Genomic DNA, 15,455 nt, shown 5'->3' on the forward strand with positions numbered 1-15,455 from the left:
GGAGCGCTCCATGGTCGAAGATGTTGAACTGAACCGCCTCTTTTGGCACAGCCGCCGCGGCATGCTTGAGCTTGACGTGCTGCTGGTACCGTTCACGAAAGAGGTTTACGCAACGCTCAACGAAGTGGATCGCGCGTTGTACGTCCGACTGCTGACGTGTGAGGATCAGGACATGTTCGGCTGGTTCATGGAACGCAGCGAATCGGAAGATCCCGAGCTGCAACGCATGGTCCGCATGATCCTGGATCGTGTCCAGCCCAAATAACGGGTTCGAATGCCGCTGGCATGCCTCACGGCAGTTGCTGGCGGCGTATCTTCTGGCCCAGCTGTTCGCGTTGGGTTCGTTGTTTTTACTGTCAATTCCACTCTGGGCCAGTTTGCTCGGTGTTTTTGGCTGTCTGCTGCATGGCTTTTGGGTGCTGCCGCGTCAGATTTTACTGACGCACCCACAGGCATTCCGCGGCTTGCGTCGCGATGCGGATGGCTGGCAGTTGTGGAATCAATCGAAGGGTTGGCAGCCCGTGCAACTGCGCCCGGACAGCCTGGCGCTGCCATTGGTGGTGGTATTGCGTTTTCGGCTGCGTGGCGAGCGCCGGGTCCGGGCCATTTGCGTGCCCCGGGATGCGCAGGCGGCGGATGTGCACCGACGCCTGCGGGTCCGGCTCAAATTCAGCCGACGTAGGTGGGCGGCACCAGAATAGTGTCCAGCGCGACCGGCAACATGTCCGGGTAGTCGAGGGTGTAATGCAGGCCGCGGCTTTCCTTGCGCTCCATGGCTGACAGAATCATCAGCTCGGCCACCTGGGCCAGGTTGCGCAGCTCGATCAAGTCACGGCTGACCTTGTAGTTGCTGTAGAACTCGTCGATTTCATCCAGCAACAGTTGCACGCGGTGTTGCGCACGTTGCAGACGCTTGTTGGTGCGCACGATGCCAACGTAGTCCCACATGAATCGCCGCAGTTCATCCCAGTTGTGCGCAATGATCACGTCTTCATCGGAATCGGTGACCTGGCTCGCATCCCAGACGGGAAGGGGGGCCGGCATCGGCACCCGGGGCAGTTGTTCAATAATGTCCGCCGCCGCCGAACGGGCGTAGACGAAACATTCCAGCAGCGAGTTGCTGGCCATGCGGTTGGCGCCGTGCAGGCCGGTGAAACTGGTTTCGCCAATGGCGTACAGCCCAGGTACATCGGTACGGCCCTGTTGATCGACCATCACGCCGCCGCAGGTGTAGTGCGCCGCCGGGACAACCGGAATCGGTTGTTTGGTGATGTCGATGGAAAACTCCAGGCAGCGTTCGTACACCGTCGGGAAGTGCGACTTGATGAAGGCTTCGGGCTTGTGGCTGATGTCCAGGTAGACACAATCGACACCCAGTCGCTTCATTTCATGGTCGATGGCCCGGGCGACGATGTCCCGTGGCGCCAACTCGGCCCGTGGGTCGAAGCGCGGCATGAAGCGCTCGCCGTTGGGCAGCTTCAGGTGCGCACCTTCGCCTCGCAGGGCTTCGGTGACCAGGAAACTCTTGGCTTGCGGGTGATACAGGCAAGTAGGGTGGAACTGGTTGAATTCCAGGTTCGCCACCCGGCAGCCCGAGCGCCAGGCCATGGCAATGCCATCGCCGCAGGCACCGTCAGGGTTGCTGGTGTAGAGGTAAACCTTGGCCGCACCACCGGAGGCGAGGATCACAAAGCGGGCGCCGTAGGTGTCGACTTCGCCGGTGCCGCGATTGAGCACATAGGCGCCGAGGCAGCGATCACCTTCGAGTCCCAGGCGTTTCTCGGTGATCAGGTCGACCGCCACCCGCTGCTCCAGCAGTTCGATGTTCGGCCGTTTCCGGGCCTGGTCGAGCAGGGTGGTGAAAATGGCCGCGCCGGTGGCATCGGCGGCATGGATGATGCGCCGATGGCTGTGGCCGCCCTCGCGGGTGAGGTGGAACTCGAACCCGCCGTCTTCGTTACCCGACTGTTCATCGCGGGTAAAGGGCACGCCCTGGTCGATCAGCCATTGAATCGCTTCCTTGCTGTGCTCGACGGTAAAGCGCACGGCCTCCTCATGGCACAGGCCGCCGCCGGCATTGAGGGTGTCATCGACATGGGATTCAACGGTGTCGGTGTCGTCCAGCACGGCCGCAACGCCGCCCTGGGCCCAGAAAGTCGAGCCATTGGCGAGGTTGCCCTTGCTCAGAACGGCAATGCGCAAATGACCGGGCAAGGTCAGCGCAAGGCTCAAGCCGGCAGCGCCGCTGCCAATTACCAGAACATCGTGTTGAAACTGTTGGCTCATTTCAGGATTCCGCTCAAAGCGACCCGGGTCGGGGTTGGCGCAGCTGGACTGTCGAGTCAGTGCAGCCGCACAGCCCACTAGTATATAGAGGGGGGGAGCGGCACAATACCCGAGCGTTCATGGCATTGTGAAACTACCGTGACCCAAAACACCGGACGCTTCGTCGGATGTTTTTCTGCCCGTTGGGCGCGAGAATGACTGTATCGCCGATTTAACAGTCTTTTTCCCTTCACGGTTGCACAATGTCGGGTTGGCACGACTATAAATATTTGGAACTTTTGCCAAAGGGCCAAGATCAATAGACGGTTGCCTGAAACAAGGGACAGTGTCGGTTTCAGCGCGGGATTGCAGTTCGATCCTTGCTGAAGAATCCGATGACAAGATTATCCGCGCAGCCGGGTCAACTCGTGCTGCGCTTTTCGTGCGTGCCAAATCAGAGCCCGCAGGAAACTTGCCTGGAGGGGGAGAACTTTTGCGAAAAGCACGAGTCTATGTTTGCAAGTCTGGTGGTTTACTTCTGCAAGCCTCCTCCGAGCTCATCGAGGAGTGTTCATGCTAACCCAGGAAGAGGATCAGCAACTGGTCGAACGCGTTCAGCGCGGCGACAAGCGTGCTTTCGATCTGCTAGTGCTGAAATACCAGCACAAAATTCTCGGGTTGATCGTGCGTTTCGTGCACGACACCCATGAAGCCCAGGATGTGGCACAAGAAGCCTTTATCAAGGCATACCGTGCACTTGGAAATTTTCGCGGAGACAGCGCGTTTTATACGTGGCTTTACCGCATCGCCATCAACACGGCGAAAAACTATCTGGTTTCACGCGGCCGTCGGCCGCCGGATAGCGATGTCAGTTCCGAGGATGCAGAGTTCTACGATGGCGATCATGGCCTCAAGGATCTCGAGTCGCCAGAGCGGGCCTTGCTGCGGGATGAGATCGAAGGCACCGTCCATCGAACCATTCAGCAACTGCCGGAAGATTTGCGTACGGCTTTAACTTTACGTGAGTTTGATGGTCTGAGTTACGAGGACATTGCGAGTGTCATGCAATGTCCGGTAGGCACCGTGCGCTCCCGGATCTTCCGCGCCCGGGAGGCCATCGACAAAGCCCTGCAGCCGTTGTTGCAGGAAAACTAAAGACAGCGGCGACAGCCAAGAGAGGAACGCCATGAGTCGTGAAGCCCTGCAGGAATCGCTGTCCGCAGTGATGGATAACGAAGCGGACGAATTGGAATTGCGTCGGGTATTGAATGCCTGCGACGATGTTGAAACCCGTGATACCTGGGCTCGTTATCAGATCGCTCGGGCAGTGATGCACAAGGATCTGCTGCTTCCACGCCTGGATATCGCCGCGGCTGTTTCTGCTGCCCTGGCTGACGAAGCCGTACCGGCAAAAGCCTCCCGTGGTCCATGGCGCAGCCTGGGTCGTCTGGCGGTCGCAGCTTCCGTGACCCTGGCGGTGCTGGCCGGTGTGCGTCTGTACAACCAGGATGAGATCGCCGGCGTCGAATTGGCCCAGCAATCCACTCAACCCGCGTTGGCCGCTCCTCAAGTAAAAGGCCCAGCCGTTCTGGCAGGCTACAATGAGAGTTCGGATGCTACCGGCCCAATGGCCAACGGCGTATTGCAAGGTCAGCCAGGCTGGCACGATCAGCGTCTGCCAGGTTACTTGCGCCAACACGCACAACAGGCTGCACTGAAAGGCACTGAGAGCGCTCTGCCGTACGCTCGTGCCGCAAGCCTGGAAAACCGTTAAGGAGGATCATGCGCGCCATACCTCTACTTTCGCTTCTGCTCAGCGGCTGGTTCATCGTTCCAGCCCAAGCCGATGAAGCCCAGGACTGGTTGACCCGCCTGGGCCAGGCAGAGCAACAGCAAAGCTTTCAGGGTACTTTCGTCTACGAGCGTAACGGTAGTTTTTCTACCCATAACATCTGGCACCACGTCCAGGATGGAAAGGTCCGAGAGCGATTGATCCAGCTCGACGGTTCCGCTCAGGAAGTCGTGCGCATTGATGGGCAAACCCAATGCGTCAGCGGCACACTGATAGCCGGGCTTGGGGACTCCCCGAACTCCGCTGCCCGTGCACTCGATCCTCAAAAGCTCAAGAATTGGTATGACCTCGCCGTCATCGGCAAGTCGCGTGTCGCCGGGCGTCCGGCGGTGATCGTATCGCTGAAACCCCGCGATCAGCACCGCTACGGCTTTGAACTGCATCTGGACAAAGAGACCGGCCTGCCTCTGAAGTCCTTGCTGCTGGACGACAAGGGGCGGTTGTTGGAGCGCTTCCAGTTCACGCAACTGGATACCGCTGACGTTCCTTCCGAAAAAGACCTGCAGGCCAGTAATGATTGCAAGCCGGTCAACCTCGAGAGTGACAAGGCTTCTGCCGCCAAGTCTGCCCAGGTCTGGCGTTCCGACTGGTTGCCGCCCGGCTTCGAGCTGACCAGCAGCACCGCTCGCAAGGATCCGCAGACCAAGACCCAGGTCAACAGCCTGATGTATGACGATGGCCTGACGCGCTTTTCGGTATTCCTCGAGCCGTTGAATGGCGAAACAGTCACCGACACCCGTACTCAGTTGGGGCCGACCGTTGCGGTTTCCCGGCGCCTGGCCACGGCACAGGGCGACATGATGGTGACGGTCGTCGGCGAGATACCGGTCGGTACTGCTGAACGGATAGCGCTTTCGATGCGCACCGACACCGCTGCAACCAAGCAGTGAGCTGAATTCGAAATGTTTCGTGAGCATTTCAATTTGCAAAAATCCCGTAAATTTCTTATAGGTCAGAGCCCCTCGGCTCTGGCCTTGTTTGTTGTTCCCGGAACAAAAATACCGGCGTATCGTTCCCGGTGTTCCTTGCTCCATATCGCTTAACCATGCTCGTCGTAACGGGAGCCGTATGTCGATACCTCGCTTGAAGTCCTACCTCTCCATTATTGCCACCGTGCTAGTGCTCGGTCAGGCGGTCACCGCCCAAGCGGTCGAATTGCCTGACTTTACGCAACTGGTCGAACAGGCCTCGCCTGCGGTCGTGAACATCAGTACCACTCAAAAGCTGCCAGACCGCAAAGTCAGCGAGCAAATGCCCGACCTCGAAGGCTTGCCGCCGATGCTGCGCGAATTCTTCGAACGGGGCATGCCGCCACAATCACGCTCACCTCGTGACCGTCAGCGCGAGGCAACGTCCCTGGGCTCGGGTTTCATCATCTCTTCCGATGGCTATATCCTGACCAACAACCACGTGATCGCCGATGCTGACGAAATCCTCGTCCGCCTGGCCGATCGCAGCGAAATGAAAGCCAAGCTGATCGGTACCGATCCACGTTCCGACGTGGCGCTGCTGAAAATCGAAGGCAAGGATCTGCCAGTGCTGAAGCTCGGTAAATCCCAGGACCTGAAGGCCGGCCAATGGGTTGTCGCGATCGGCTCGCCATTCGGTTTTGACCACACGGTGACCCAAGGTATCGTCAGTGCCGTCGGTCGCAGCCTGCCGAACGAAAACTATGTGCCGTTCATCCAGACCGACGTGCCGATCAACCCGGGTAACTCCGGTGGCCCGCTGTTCAACCTGAACGGTGAGGTGGTCGGGATCAACTCGCAGATCTATACCCGCTCCGGTGGCTTCATGGGCGTGTCGTTTGCAATCCCGATCGACGTGGCCATGGATGTTTCCAATCAGCTGAAATCCGGTGGCAAGGTCAGCCGTGGCTGGCTGGGCGTCGTGATTCAGGAAGTGAGCAAGGATCTGGCCGAGTCGTTCGGTCTGGAGAAACCGGCCGGTGCGCTGGTGGCCCAAATCCAGGATGATGGCCCGGCTGCCAAGGGTGGTCTGCAAGTGGGGGACGTGATCCTGAGCATGAACGGTCAGCCGATCGTCATGTCGGCCGACCTGCCGCACCTTGTTGGCGCGTTGAAGGCTGGTGCAAAAGCCAATCTGGAAGTGATTCGTGAAGGCAAGCGCAAGAATGTCGAGCTGACCGTCGGTGCAATTCCGGAAGAAGGCAAGGAGATGGGCGCCGAGCCAAAATCCAGCATCGAGCGCAGCAGCAATCGCCTCGGTGTTTCCGTGGTCGAGCTGACTGACGAGCAGAAGAAAACCTACGACCTCAAAGGTGGTGTGCTGATCAAGGAAGTGCAGGACGGTCCTGCCGCGCTGATCGGCTTGCAGCCGGGTGATGTGATCACCCATCTGAACAACCAGGCCATCGGTTCCACCAAGGAGTTCGCGGACATCGCCAAGGCGCTGCCAAAGAACCGCTCGGTGTCGATGCGGGTACTGCGTCAGGGGCGTGCGAGCTTCATCACCTTCAAACTGGCTGAATAATCCGGTTGTTGGTTGAATAAAAAACCGCCTCGAAAGAGGCGGTTTTTTTGTCTGGACTGTTTGTCTTCGGGGCGTCAGCCCATCATGTCCTTGATCATGCGCTCCTGTTCCATCAACTCGCGTTGCCGTGCGTCGATCCGCGAAGACAGCGGGAAGTTGCTGCCAGCCCTGCGTTTGGCGAAGTCCAGTTGCTGAATGGCCTGTTTGTAGTCGCCGACCAGCGCAAAGTATTCGGCGCGAGCCTGGTGCAGGCCGATGATATTGCCCGACAGGCCGCGCGTCTCGGCAACCTGATACCAAACGTCCGGATCATCCGGGCGCGACTTGAGCAGGCCTTCGAGGGCTTTCTCCGCATCCGCAGTACGGTTCTGCTTGAGCAGCAGGTCGACTCGCATCTGGTTCAGCGGGTAGTTGCCAGAGTATTGGCCCATCAACCGGTCAACCCGGGACTGGGCATCCGCCAGGCGATTGTTGGTGATATCCAGATCGACCTGAGCCAGGTTGTAGATGATTTCATTGGGTGACTTGGCCAGCAACTGCTTGAGGTTTTCCCGTGCTTCGTTCAATTGGCCGCCCTTGATCTGGGCGATCGCCAGGCCGTAGCGAGCCACGTCGTTTTTCGGGTTCTCGTCGAGCTGTGCGCGAAAGCGCTTGGCGCCAAGCCCCGGGGTTTCTTCATAGATCAGCTGTACGCGTGCGCGGATCAGTTGGTAGCGCATGCTGTCTTCGATACCGCCCGTTGGAAACTGTTCGGCGCGGTTGCGGGTGTCGGCGATACGCGACTCGGTGACCGGGTGAGTCAGCAGAAATTCCGGTGGCTTGGCATCGTAGCGGTACTGACGCCCCAGGCGCTCGAACATGCTGGGCATCGAGCGGGGGTCGTAACCGGCCTTTTCCAGATTGAGGAGGCCGATACGGTCGGCCTCCTGCTCGTTCTGGCGGGAGAATCGCCGCTGTTCCTGGATGGCTGCGGCCTGTGTGCCGGCAATGGCTGCAATCCCGGCGTCACCGCCACCTGCGGCTGCCAACACGATACCCGCCAGCAATGCAGCCATCATGGGTACTTGCATGCGTTGCTGCGCTTCGACGCCTCGGGCAAAGTGGCGTTGCGACAAGTGAGCCAATTCGTGCGCCAATACTGAGGCGTATTCGCCTTCGGTCTGGGCGTAGAGGAACAAACCACCGTTCACCCCGACGATCCCGCCGGGTGCCGCAAAGGCGTTGAGCTGCGGGCTGTTGATCAGGATGAACTCCAGGCGCCGGTCAGTGACCTGGCTGGTCTCGACCAGTCGGTAAACGCTGGATTCCACGTAATTCTTGAGTTGCGGATCGTTGAGCTGCGAAACCTGACTGCGCAACATGGCCAGCCAGGCGCGGCCGAGCTGGTATTCCTGTTGCGGTGAGACAATGGCAGAACTGGCGTCGCCGAGTGACGGCAGGTCGTCGGCGAAGCCCGGTGAGGCGAGCAGGCAAGCGAGCGTCAGCAGGGTAGGGCGCAAAAATGTCATGCACAAAGCCTTAGTCGACAAAGACCTTACTGTAGCCGGACACCGGCGTTGCGACCAGATATTCTAGGCAACTCAACCACCTGACCCGGAGTGATGCAATGACCGACGCTGTAGAGCATGACGTTGAACTGGACGCCAGTGGCCTGAATTGCCCGTTGCCGTTGCTCAAGGCCAAGATGGAGCTCAACCGGCTGGCCAGTGGTGCGGTACTCAAGGTCATCGCCACCGATGCGGGTTCGCAGCGCGACTTTCGCACCTTTGCCCGATTGGCCGGTCATACCCTGCTTCGTGAAGAAGATGACGCGGGTGTTTACCGCTACTGGTTGAAAAAAGCCTGAAATCGGCTGCGTTTGCTCCTAAGGATTATTGATGTTCAAAGTGTTACGCGACTGGATTCAGCGCTATTTTTCCGATGAAGAAGCGGTGGTGCTGGCTGTCCTGCTGTTTCTGGCATTTACCGTCGTACTGACCCTGGGCGGTATGCTGGCGCCGGTACTCGCCGGCATGGTGCTGGCGTACCTGATGCAGGGGCTGGTGGTGGCCCTTGAGCGCCTGCGCGTGCCGGGTTGGGCAGCGGTGGGGCTGGTCTTTGCGTTGTTCATGGGGTTGTTGCTGGTATTCATCGTGGTGGTCGTGCCGTTGCTGTGGCACCAACTGATCACGTTGTTCAACGAGTTGCCCGGCATGCTTGCCAAGTGGCAGTCGCTATTGCTGTTGCTGCCCGAGCGCTATCCGCACCTGGTATCCGACGAACAAGTGCTGCGGGCCATCGAAGTGGCGCGGGGCGAAATCGGCAAGTTTGGCCAGTGGGCACTGACGTTCTCGCTGTCGAGCCTGCCATTGCTGGTGAACATCATGATCTACCTGGTACTGGTGCCGATCCTGGTGTTTTTCTTTCTCAAGGATCGGGCCATGATCGGCCAGTGGGTGCGCGGGTACCTGCCCCGTGAGCGGGCGTTGATCACCCGGGTCGCCCATGAAATGAACCGGCAGATCGCCAATTACATTCGCGGCAAGGTCATCGAAATCTTCATTTGCGGTGGCGTGACCTACATCGCCTTCGTTGTCCTTGAGCTCAACTACGCGGCGCTGCTGGCACTGCTGGTGGGGATTTCGGTGGTGGTGCCTTATGTCGGCGCCGTAGTGGTGACCGTGCCCGTGTTTCTGATTGCGTTGTTCCAGTGGGGCTGGAGCGATCAGTTCATTTACTTGATGGCGGTCTACGGGATCATTCAGACGCTGGATGGCAACGTGCTGGTGCCATTGCTGTTCTCGGAGGCGGTGAATCTGCACCCGGTGGCGATCATCTGCGCAGTGCTGCTGTTTGGCGGGCTGTGGGGGTTCTGGGGGGTGTTCTTTGCGATTCCCCTGGCGACGCTGTTCAAGGCCGTGCTGGATGCGTGGCCGCGAAAGGAACCGGTGGTATCGCCGCTGCTTTAAATCTTCAGTGAGGCTGATGGGCCTCTTCGCGAGCAGGCTCGCTCCTACATCAGATCGCGTCAGTCAAAACAACTCGGTCAACTGTAGGAGCGAGCCTGCTCGCGATAGCGTCGGAACAGGTCTCGAAGAAATCAGGCTTTGTTGAGGGCCTGAGCGGCAGCCAATACAGCATCAACATGCCCCGGCACCTTCACACCACGCCATTCCTGACGCAGCACGCCGTTGGCATCGATCAGGAACGTGCTGCGATCCACGCCCATGTATTCCTTGCCGTAGAGCTTTTTCAGCTTGATCACGTCGAACAGCTGGCAGATGGCTTCGTCCTTGTCGCTGATCAGCTCAAAGGGGAATTCCTGTTTGCACTTGAAGTTCTCGTGGGATTTCAGGCTGTCGCGAGACACGCCGAACACTTCGGTATTGGCGGCCTTGAATGCAGCATATTGATCACGAAAACCCTGCCCCTCGGTCGTGCAGCCTGGGGTGCTGTCCTTGGGGTAGAAGTAGATCACTACTTGCTTGCCCTTCAGGCCCGCTAGGCTGACGGTCTGCCCGCTCGTGGCGGGGGCTTCGAAATCGGCGATCGGTTGGTCGATGGCAACGGCCATGAAAGCTTCCTTACATTGGGTTCTGTGGGCGCCAGGGTTCGATCAGGGCATCGAGGTTCAGCGCGTCGGCAAAATCCAGGAACTGATCGCGCAGCCAGCTGATTTGCACGCCGGCCGGCAAGGTCACGGTAAACGTGGCGTTGAGCATGGTGCCGCCGGTCTGCGGAGCCTGATAAGTGTCACAGGTCAGGTTTTCCAGCTCGACATTGTGGTCCATGAAGAACTGGCACAGCTCGTTGATGATGTCCGAGCGGTAGGCCGAGCTGACATAGGCGACGTACGGCAGGGCCTGGGGGCGGTTTTCCAGGGCCGCGCTGCGCACCACGTTGACCGTGAACGCATGCCGCTTGGCCAATACTGGCAGGCTGCCTTCCAGGCGCGCCAGGGCATCCCAGCTACCGGAGATTTCCAGCACCAGGGCACTGCATTCGCCATGGCGGGTCAGGCGAGAGGTGACAACGGCGCAGCGGTTTTCATGGCTGGCGCGGCACAGGACGTTGGTCAGCTCCATGGGGTTGGCGCCGAGGGCACTGATAACAAGGAATTGTTCGCGAACTGTGGGGGTGGACATGCAGCATTCCTAAAGCGATGAGCGGTCGGTACGTCCAGAGGGCGTTTTGCCGGGAGCGAGCCTGCGGATGCGAATTCAGAAAACCCCAAGCGGCAGGTTGCAACGTGCTCCGGCAGGGCGGGAGCGAGAGGCGGCAACGCTGGATCAGGGCTTGTGATGCCGAAAATGGAGGCTGAAACCCGACGCACGAGCTTGTCTGTACCGATCAAAGTCTGAAGGGTAGCGAAAACCGGCGCCAAGGGGAATGGCGGCAGCACAGTACTTCGCTTGTGCAAGCATCTTGGCGCCAGTACCATTACGGCTCTCTTTTTCCGGCAGGAGCGGTTTCATGATTGCGGGCAGTATGGTGGCACTGGTCACACCCATGGATGCACAGGGGCGTCTTGACTGGGACAGCCTCAGCAAACTCGTGGACTTCCACCTTGAAAACGGCACCCATGCCATTGTCGCCGTCGGCACCACCGGCGAATCGGCAACCCTCGACGTCAACGAGCACATCGAAGTCATCCGTGCCGTGGTCAAGCAGGTCAATGGTCGCATTCCGGTGATCGCCGGTACCGGCGCCAATTCGACCCGCGAAGCGGTCGAATTGACCCGAAATGCCAAGGAAGCCGGCGCCGATGCCTGCCTGCTGGTCGTGCCGTACTATAACAAGCCGACCCAGGAAGGCCTGTACCTGCACTTCAAGCACATCGCCGAATCGGTCGACATCCCGCAGATTCTCTATAACGTTCCCGGCCGCACCTCCTGCGACATGCAGGCCGAAACCGTGATCCGCCTGTCCACCGTGCCGAACATCATCGGTATCAAGGAAGCGACTGGCGACCTCAAGCGCGCCAAGGCCATCCTCGACGGCGTAAGCAAGGACTTCGTCGTCCTTTCCGGCGATGATCCGACCGCGGTCGAGCTGATCCTGATGGGCGGCAAGGGCAACATCTCCGTCACCGCCAACGTCGCGCCGCGTGAAATGGCCGATCTGTGCGAGGCCGCTCTCAAGGGCGATGCCGAGACTGCACGGGCAATCAACGAAAAACTGATGCCGCTGCACAAGGACCTGTTCATCGAAGCCAACCCGATTCCGGTGAAGTGGGCTTTGGTTGAAATGGGCCTGATGCACGAAGGCATTCGCCTGCCGTTGACCTGGCTGAGCACACCTTGTCACGAAACGCTGCGCACGGCCCTGCGCCAGTGCGGCGTCCTGGTTTAATTGAGGAAGTACAACGCATGAAGCGAATGGCCGGACTTTCCGCACTTGCCTTGATTATCTCCAGCACCAGTGGCTGTGGATGGATCTGGGGCCCGGAAGGTTATTTCCGTGACCGTGGTAGCGATTACCTGGAAGCGCAACAGACTGCACCGATGCAAATACCGCAGGATATCCATACCGCCAAGCGTCTGGATCCGCTGTTGCCGATCCCGCGTAACGTGGCCGATGACACCGCCAAGGGCGAATACATCGTTCCTCGCCCGCAGCCACTGACGGCGGCTGCGGACGCCAGCCCCTATTCTCTGCAGAAGAGCGGCGGCTCCAGCTCCATCCTGGCGCAGAATCCACCGGCTGAAATCTGGCCAGTGGCCGTCCAGTTCTTCCAGGACAATGGTTTCCGTCTGGATGAACAGCGTCCGCAAACCGGTGAATTCACCACGACCTGGCAGCATTCCGATGAGCTGTCCGCGGCCATGGCCAAGCGCCTGAGCGCGGCTGGCGTCAGCACGGACAGCGAAACCCGCGTGCGGGTGCGCATCGAGCCAGGCGTGCAGCGCAACACCAGTGAAGTCTATGTGGTCAGCGCCGAGCGTCCTGCCGGCAGCACCGCCGATGTGGCCTTCACCAACCGTTCGGTCAACACTGGCCTGGACGCGGCACTGGTCGACGATATGCTCGCGAGCATGAGCCGTATCTCCGAGAAGGGCGGTTCGGTCTCCATGCTGGCTTCCCGTGATTTCGACGCGCCTAGCCGTGTCAGCCTGAGTGAAGACGGCAGCGGCAACCCTGTGCTGAACGTCGGCACCGACCTGGATCGTGCCTGGTCGAGCGTCGGTCGCGCGCTGGAACAAGGCGAATGGCGTGTTGAAGACATCAACCGTAGCCTGGGCCTGTACTACATCAACCTGGCCGAAAAAGCCGAGAGCAAAGACGACAAACCAGGCTTCTTCAGCAGCCTGTTCGGCAGCGCGCCGAGCAAGGAAGAGCTTGAGGCCCGCGCCGAGCGTTATCAGGTTCGCCTGAGCAAGGTTGGCGAGAACGTCCAGGTCACCGTCGAGAAAAACATCAACACCGTGGCGCCAGCAGACGTGGCGCGTAAAGTGTTGAGCAAGATTCAGGACAACCTGGGCTGATCGCATGCGTTTTGCCGTTCTCGGCAGCGGTAGCCAAGGGAACGGCACGCTGATAGCCAGCGCTGATACGTATGTATTGGTGGATTGTGGGTTTTCCCTGCGGGAAACCGAAAAACGCCTGCTGCGCCTGGGTGTGAACCCTGCGCAGCTGAGCGCGATACTCGTGACCCACGAACATGCCGACCACGTGCATGGCGTGGGTTTGCTGTCTCGGCGCTACAATCTGCCTGTCTACCTCAGTCGCGGGACCTTGCGCGGGATGCGCAAACCGATTGAACCCGCAGGCTTTCTGGCCGGCGGCGAGCAGCTGCAAATCGGCGACTTGAGCATCGGTGTCATTGCCGTGGCCCACGATGCACAGGAGCCGACACAATATGTTTTCAGTGACGGTTTGCGGCGCTTCGGCCTGTTGACCGACCTGGGTTCCTATTGTGACAAGGTGCTGGACGGCTATCGGGACCTCGATGCGTTGATGATCGAGTCCAATCACTGCCGTGACATGCTGGCTCGCGGTCACTACCCGTACTTTCTCAAGCAGCGGGTGGGCGGTGAACTGGGACATTTGAATAACCACCAGGCGGCATTCCTGGTGGCCGAGCTGGGCTGGAAAGACCTGCAACACCTGGTCCTGGCCCATCTGAGCAGCAAGAACAACCTGCCGCGGCTGGCCCGGCAATGTTTTGTCGACACCCTCGGGTGCGACCCGGACTGGCTGCAACTGGCCGATCAAGATTCAGGGCTCGACTGGCGCCACATCGCCTAGCCCATCTACTTAGCAAGCGGAGCCCATCATGGAAAAACGTGAAGAACTCTACCGCGGCAAAGCCAAATCGGTTTACAAGACCGACGACGCTAACCGTTTGATCCTGCTGTTTCGCAACGACACCTCGGCGTTCGATGGCAAGCGTATTGAACAGCTTGACCGCAAAGGCATGGTGAACAACAAGTTCAACGCCTTCATCATGCAGAAGCTCGAAGCGGCCGGCGTGCCGACCCAATTCGACAAATTGCTGGGCGACAACGAATGCCTGGTGAAGAAACTCGACATGATCCCGGTCGAGTGCGTCGTGCGTAACTACGCCGCCGGCAGCCTGGTCAAGCGCCTGGGTGTCGAGGAGGGCATGAAGCTCAACCCTTACACCTTCGAACTGTTCCTGAAGGACGACGCCAAGGGCGACCCGTTCATCAACGAATCCCACGTTGTGGCCTTTGGTTGGGGCACCGCCGAGCAACTGGTTCGCATGAAAGAGCTGTCGCTCAAGGTCAACGAAGTCCTGAGCAAGCTGTTCGACGATGCCGGCCTGCTGCTGGTCGACTTCAAGCTGGAATTCGGCGTGTTCCACGATGGCTCCATCGTGCTGGGCGACGAATTCAGCCCGGACGGCTGCCGTCTGTGGGACAAAGCCACCGGCAAGAAAATGGACAAGGACCGCTTCCGTCAGGGCCTCGGTGACGTCATCGAAGCCTACGAAGAAGTCGCCAATCGTCTGGGCGTGCCGCTTTAACCGACGCAAGCATCTGATAGCACAGAAATATTTCGCTCAGGGGGTTCGCTTCCTGCGAAAGTGTTGTTATGATGCGCGCCGTTGGAGAGATGCCAGAGTGGCCGAATGGGACGGATTCGAAATCCGTTGTACCTTCACCGGTACCTAGGGTTCGAATCCCTATCTCTCCGCCATAAATACCAAAGAAATCCCGCGAGCTAGACGCTCAGCGGGATTTTTTTTGCCTGCTGAAAAGTCACGCGACTATCAATCGACCATCAAACGATGTGCGCCATTCAATGGAGGTTCATGCTTGTCCGGGGCTGTCGGTGGACGAGGCGTTTTGTCCTATGAGCGGCGCATCATGGCAGCTATTCCCTTTCGGGAAGGCTCGGAGCTGATCACAAGTTCGCATTGTCCGCCCTGCTACTGCGACATTAGGGTGCGGTGCGTGATTCCAGGTCTATTTCCGTCGGCCACCGCACCTTGGGCGCCAAACGGCGCGCGAGGTTGAAGGTCACGTCTTCGTTGTTCCAGTCGCGGGGCGGGTGGGGGAAGGTGGGCAGGGCTTGTGGGCCTTGTTGCATGAACAGTTGAGCCATGGCCCAGTACTCGCTGAATCGGATTTCATGGGATCAGCGGCCTGCATCCTCAATGGAGCGAGGAAACCTTGGCTCGTAACACAACAGCAGGGACACCCAATGGCCACAGGCATGCACAAGGATCAACGGCAGTAACAGGCCATAGATCGGCACGAAGATCCACAGCTGAGGGATTTTCACGAACCGGCTGTCCAGTTGCCACACAGCCATGAAAGAGCGCCACGGCCAGGGAAATTTGCCGATGAGTTTTTTGGGTTTGGGCGCCGCTTCCGGCCCCTCTTCCATGTAGCGCCGA

General features: G+C 59.2%; 17 protein-coding genes, 1 tRNA gene and 1 pseudogene. 13 read left to right on the forward strand and 6 right to left on the reverse strand.

Annotation, left to right across the window (positions count from 1 at the left end; genetic code table 11):
• Positions 1–10: 10 nt before the first annotated feature.
• Positions 11–265, forward strand: coding sequence for a succinate dehydrogenase assembly factor 2 (locus tag ACM6J5_RS20325; RefSeq protein WP_007979797.1), 255 nt, complete (start codon positions 11–13; stop codon positions 263–265).
• Positions 249–701 (forward strand): protein YgfX, encoded by a 453-nt coding sequence (locus ACM6J5_RS20330; RefSeq protein WP_414929214.1) that lies wholly within the window; start codon positions 249–251, stop codon positions 699–701. The genes ACM6J5_RS20325 and ACM6J5_RS20330 overlap by 17 nt, the downstream gene beginning before the upstream one ends.
• Here the strand turns inward: ACM6J5_RS20330 and nadB are convergent.
• Complete coding sequence (nadB, locus tag ACM6J5_RS20335) at positions 670–2,286, reverse strand: L-aspartate oxidase (protein ID WP_095945103.1); 1,617 nt, start codon at positions 2,284–2,286, stop codon at positions 670–672. The two genes, ACM6J5_RS20330 and nadB, sit on opposite strands and share 32 nt — an antisense overlap.
• 552 nt (positions 2,287–2,838) lie before the next feature.
• On the opposite strand from nadB, the gene rpoE reads away from it, so the two are divergent.
• The 4 genes from rpoE (at position 2,839) to ACM6J5_RS20355 (ending at position 6,610) form a co-directional block, all read left to right on the forward strand.
• Positions 2,839–3,420: an RNA polymerase sigma factor RpoE gene (rpoE, locus tag ACM6J5_RS20340; protein ID WP_003172477.1), complete on the forward strand. Its 582-nt coding sequence runs from the start codon at positions 2,839–2,841 to the stop codon at positions 3,418–3,420.
• A 31-nt stretch (positions 3,421–3,451) separates the two neighbouring features.
• Positions 3,452–4,039, forward strand: a complete 588-nt coding sequence (locus ACM6J5_RS20345) for a sigma-E factor negative regulatory protein (RefSeq protein ID WP_150673079.1) — start codon at positions 3,452–3,454, stop codon at positions 4,037–4,039.
• Between the two features lie 8 nt (positions 4,040–4,047).
• Positions 4,048–5,007, forward strand: coding sequence for a MucB/RseB C-terminal domain-containing protein (locus tag ACM6J5_RS20350; protein ID WP_095945101.1), 960 nt, complete (start codon positions 4,048–4,050; stop codon positions 5,005–5,007).
• A 178-nt stretch (positions 5,008–5,185) separates the two neighbouring features.
• On the forward strand, positions 5,186–6,610 hold the full coding sequence (locus tag ACM6J5_RS20355; protein WP_095945100.1) for a DegQ family serine endoprotease: 1,425 nt from the start codon (positions 5,186–5,188) through the stop codon (positions 6,608–6,610).
• Positions 6,611–6,684: 74 nt separating this feature from the next.
• Here the strand turns inward: ACM6J5_RS20355 and ACM6J5_RS20360 are convergent, their stop codons facing one another.
• Positions 6,685–8,118: a M48 family metalloprotease gene (locus ACM6J5_RS20360; RefSeq protein WP_095945099.1), complete on the reverse strand. Its 1,434-nt coding sequence runs from the start codon at positions 8,116–8,118 to the stop codon at positions 6,685–6,687.
• A 98-nt stretch (positions 8,119–8,216) separates the two neighbouring features.
• Here ACM6J5_RS20360 and ACM6J5_RS20365 point away from each other — a divergent pair, with 98 nt between their 5' ends.
• The gene (locus ACM6J5_RS20365; RefSeq protein WP_007996208.1) at positions 8,217–8,456 is read left to right on the forward strand and encodes a sulfurtransferase TusA family protein; all 240 of its coding nucleotides are present in this window, start codon (positions 8,217–8,219) and stop codon (positions 8,454–8,456) included.
• Between the two features lie 31 nt (positions 8,457–8,487).
• Positions 8,488–9,558, forward strand: a complete 1,071-nt coding sequence (locus ACM6J5_RS20370; RefSeq protein WP_095945098.1) for an AI-2E family transporter — start codon at positions 8,488–8,490, stop codon at positions 9,556–9,558.
• A 131-nt stretch (positions 9,559–9,689) separates the two neighbouring features.
• On the opposite strand, the gene ACM6J5_RS20375 is transcribed toward ACM6J5_RS20370, so the two are convergent.
• Together ACM6J5_RS20375 and ACM6J5_RS20380 are read right to left on the reverse strand one after the other, a co-directional pair.
• Positions 9,690–10,163: a peroxiredoxin gene (locus ACM6J5_RS20375; protein WP_414929215.1), complete on the reverse strand. Its 474-nt coding sequence runs from the start codon at positions 10,161–10,163 to the stop codon at positions 9,690–9,692.
• A gap of 10 nt (positions 10,164–10,173) precedes the next feature.
• Complete coding sequence (locus tag ACM6J5_RS20380) at positions 10,174–10,734, reverse strand: glycine cleavage system protein R (RefSeq protein ID WP_007979776.1); 561 nt, start codon at positions 10,732–10,734, stop codon at positions 10,174–10,176.
• A gap of 328 nt (positions 10,735–11,062) precedes the next feature.
• Here ACM6J5_RS20380 and dapA point away from each other — a divergent pair, with 328 nt between their 5' ends.
• The 5 genes from dapA (at position 11,063) to ACM6J5_RS20405 (ending at position 14,752) form a co-directional block, all read left to right on the forward strand.
• On the forward strand, positions 11,063–11,941 hold the full coding sequence (gene dapA / locus ACM6J5_RS20385) for a 4-hydroxy-tetrahydrodipicolinate synthase (protein ID WP_150673078.1): 879 nt from the start codon (positions 11,063–11,065) through the stop codon (positions 11,939–11,941).
• A 17-nt stretch (positions 11,942–11,958) separates the two neighbouring features.
• Complete coding sequence (gene bamC, locus ACM6J5_RS20390; RefSeq protein ID WP_150673077.1) at positions 11,959–13,074, forward strand: outer membrane protein assembly factor BamC; 1,116 nt, start codon at positions 11,959–11,961, stop codon at positions 13,072–13,074.
• Positions 13,075–13,078: 4 nt separating this feature from the next.
• Positions 13,079–13,837: an MBL fold metallo-hydrolase gene (locus ACM6J5_RS20395; protein WP_095945094.1), complete on the forward strand. Its 759-nt coding sequence runs from the start codon at positions 13,079–13,081 to the stop codon at positions 13,835–13,837.
• 28 nt (positions 13,838–13,865) lie between these two features.
• Positions 13,866–14,579 carry a phosphoribosylaminoimidazolesuccinocarboxamide synthase gene (gene purC, locus ACM6J5_RS20400; protein WP_007944067.1) on the forward strand — a complete coding sequence of 238 codons (714 nt, stop codon included), beginning with the start codon at positions 13,866–13,868 and terminating at the stop codon, positions 14,577–14,579.
• 83 nt (positions 14,580–14,662) lie between these two features.
• Positions 14,663–14,752, forward strand: a tRNA-Ser gene (locus ACM6J5_RS20405).
• Between the two features lie 243 nt (positions 14,753–14,995).
• Here the strand turns inward: ACM6J5_RS20405 and ACM6J5_RS20410 are convergent.
• Positions 14,996–15,160 (reverse strand): hypothetical protein, encoded by a 165-nt coding sequence (locus ACM6J5_RS20410; RefSeq protein WP_371918287.1) that lies wholly within the window; start codon positions 15,158–15,160, stop codon positions 14,996–14,998.
• A 33-nt stretch (positions 15,161–15,193) separates the two neighbouring features.
• Positions 15,194–15,455: pseudogene (locus ACM6J5_RS20415) on the reverse strand (hypothetical protein); the annotation flags it as partial.

Origin of the sequence: Pseudomonas sp. IT-P74, assembly GCF_949768175.1 — a bacterium.
Taxonomy (GTDB): domain Bacteria; phylum Pseudomonadota; class Gammaproteobacteria; order Pseudomonadales; family Pseudomonadaceae; genus Aquipseudomonas.

Coding starts and splice junctions, on each gene's coding strand:
- ACM6J5_RS20325 (WP_007979797.1), top strand. CDS start 11: ATGGTCGAAGATGTTGAACTGAACCGCCTCTTTTGGCACAGCCGCCGC.
- nadB (WP_095945103.1), bottom strand. CDS start 2,286: ATGAGCCAACAGTTTCAACACGATGTTCTGGTAATTGGCAGCGGCGCT.
- rpoE (WP_003172477.1), top strand. CDS start 2,839: ATGCTAACCCAGGAAGAGGATCAGCAACTGGTCGAACGCGTTCAGCGC.
- ACM6J5_RS20345 (WP_150673079.1), top strand. CDS start 3,452: ATGAGTCGTGAAGCCCTGCAGGAATCGCTGTCCGCAGTGATGGATAAC.
- ACM6J5_RS20350 (WP_095945101.1), top strand. CDS start 4,048: ATGCGCGCCATACCTCTACTTTCGCTTCTGCTCAGCGGCTGGTTCATC.
- ACM6J5_RS20355 (WP_095945100.1), top strand. CDS start 5,186: ATGTCGATACCTCGCTTGAAGTCCTACCTCTCCATTATTGCCACCGTG.
- ACM6J5_RS20360 (WP_095945099.1), bottom strand. CDS start 8,118: ATGACATTTTTGCGCCCTACCCTGCTGACGCTCGCTTGCCTGCTCGCC.
- ACM6J5_RS20365 (WP_007996208.1), top strand. CDS start 8,217: ATGACCGACGCTGTAGAGCATGACGTTGAACTGGACGCCAGTGGCCTG.
- ACM6J5_RS20370 (WP_095945098.1), top strand. CDS start 8,488: ATGTTCAAAGTGTTACGCGACTGGATTCAGCGCTATTTTTCCGATGAA.
- ACM6J5_RS20375 (WP_414929215.1), bottom strand. CDS start 10,163: ATGGCCGTTGCCATCGACCAACCGATCGCCGATTTCGAAGCCCCCGCC.
- ACM6J5_RS20380 (WP_007979776.1), bottom strand. CDS start 10,734: ATGTCCACCCCCACAGTTCGCGAACAATTCCTTGTTATCAGTGCCCTC.
- dapA (WP_150673078.1), top strand. CDS start 11,063: ATGATTGCGGGCAGTATGGTGGCACTGGTCACACCCATGGATGCACAG.
- bamC (WP_150673077.1), top strand. CDS start 11,959: ATGAAGCGAATGGCCGGACTTTCCGCACTTGCCTTGATTATCTCCAGC.
- ACM6J5_RS20395 (WP_095945094.1), top strand. CDS start 13,079: ATGCGTTTTGCCGTTCTCGGCAGCGGTAGCCAAGGGAACGGCACGCTG.
- purC (WP_007944067.1), top strand. CDS start 13,866: ATGGAAAAACGTGAAGAACTCTACCGCGGCAAAGCCAAATCGGTTTAC.
- ACM6J5_RS20410 (WP_371918287.1), bottom strand. CDS start 15,160: ATGGCTCAACTGTTCATGCAACAAGGCCCACAAGCCCTGCCCACCTTC.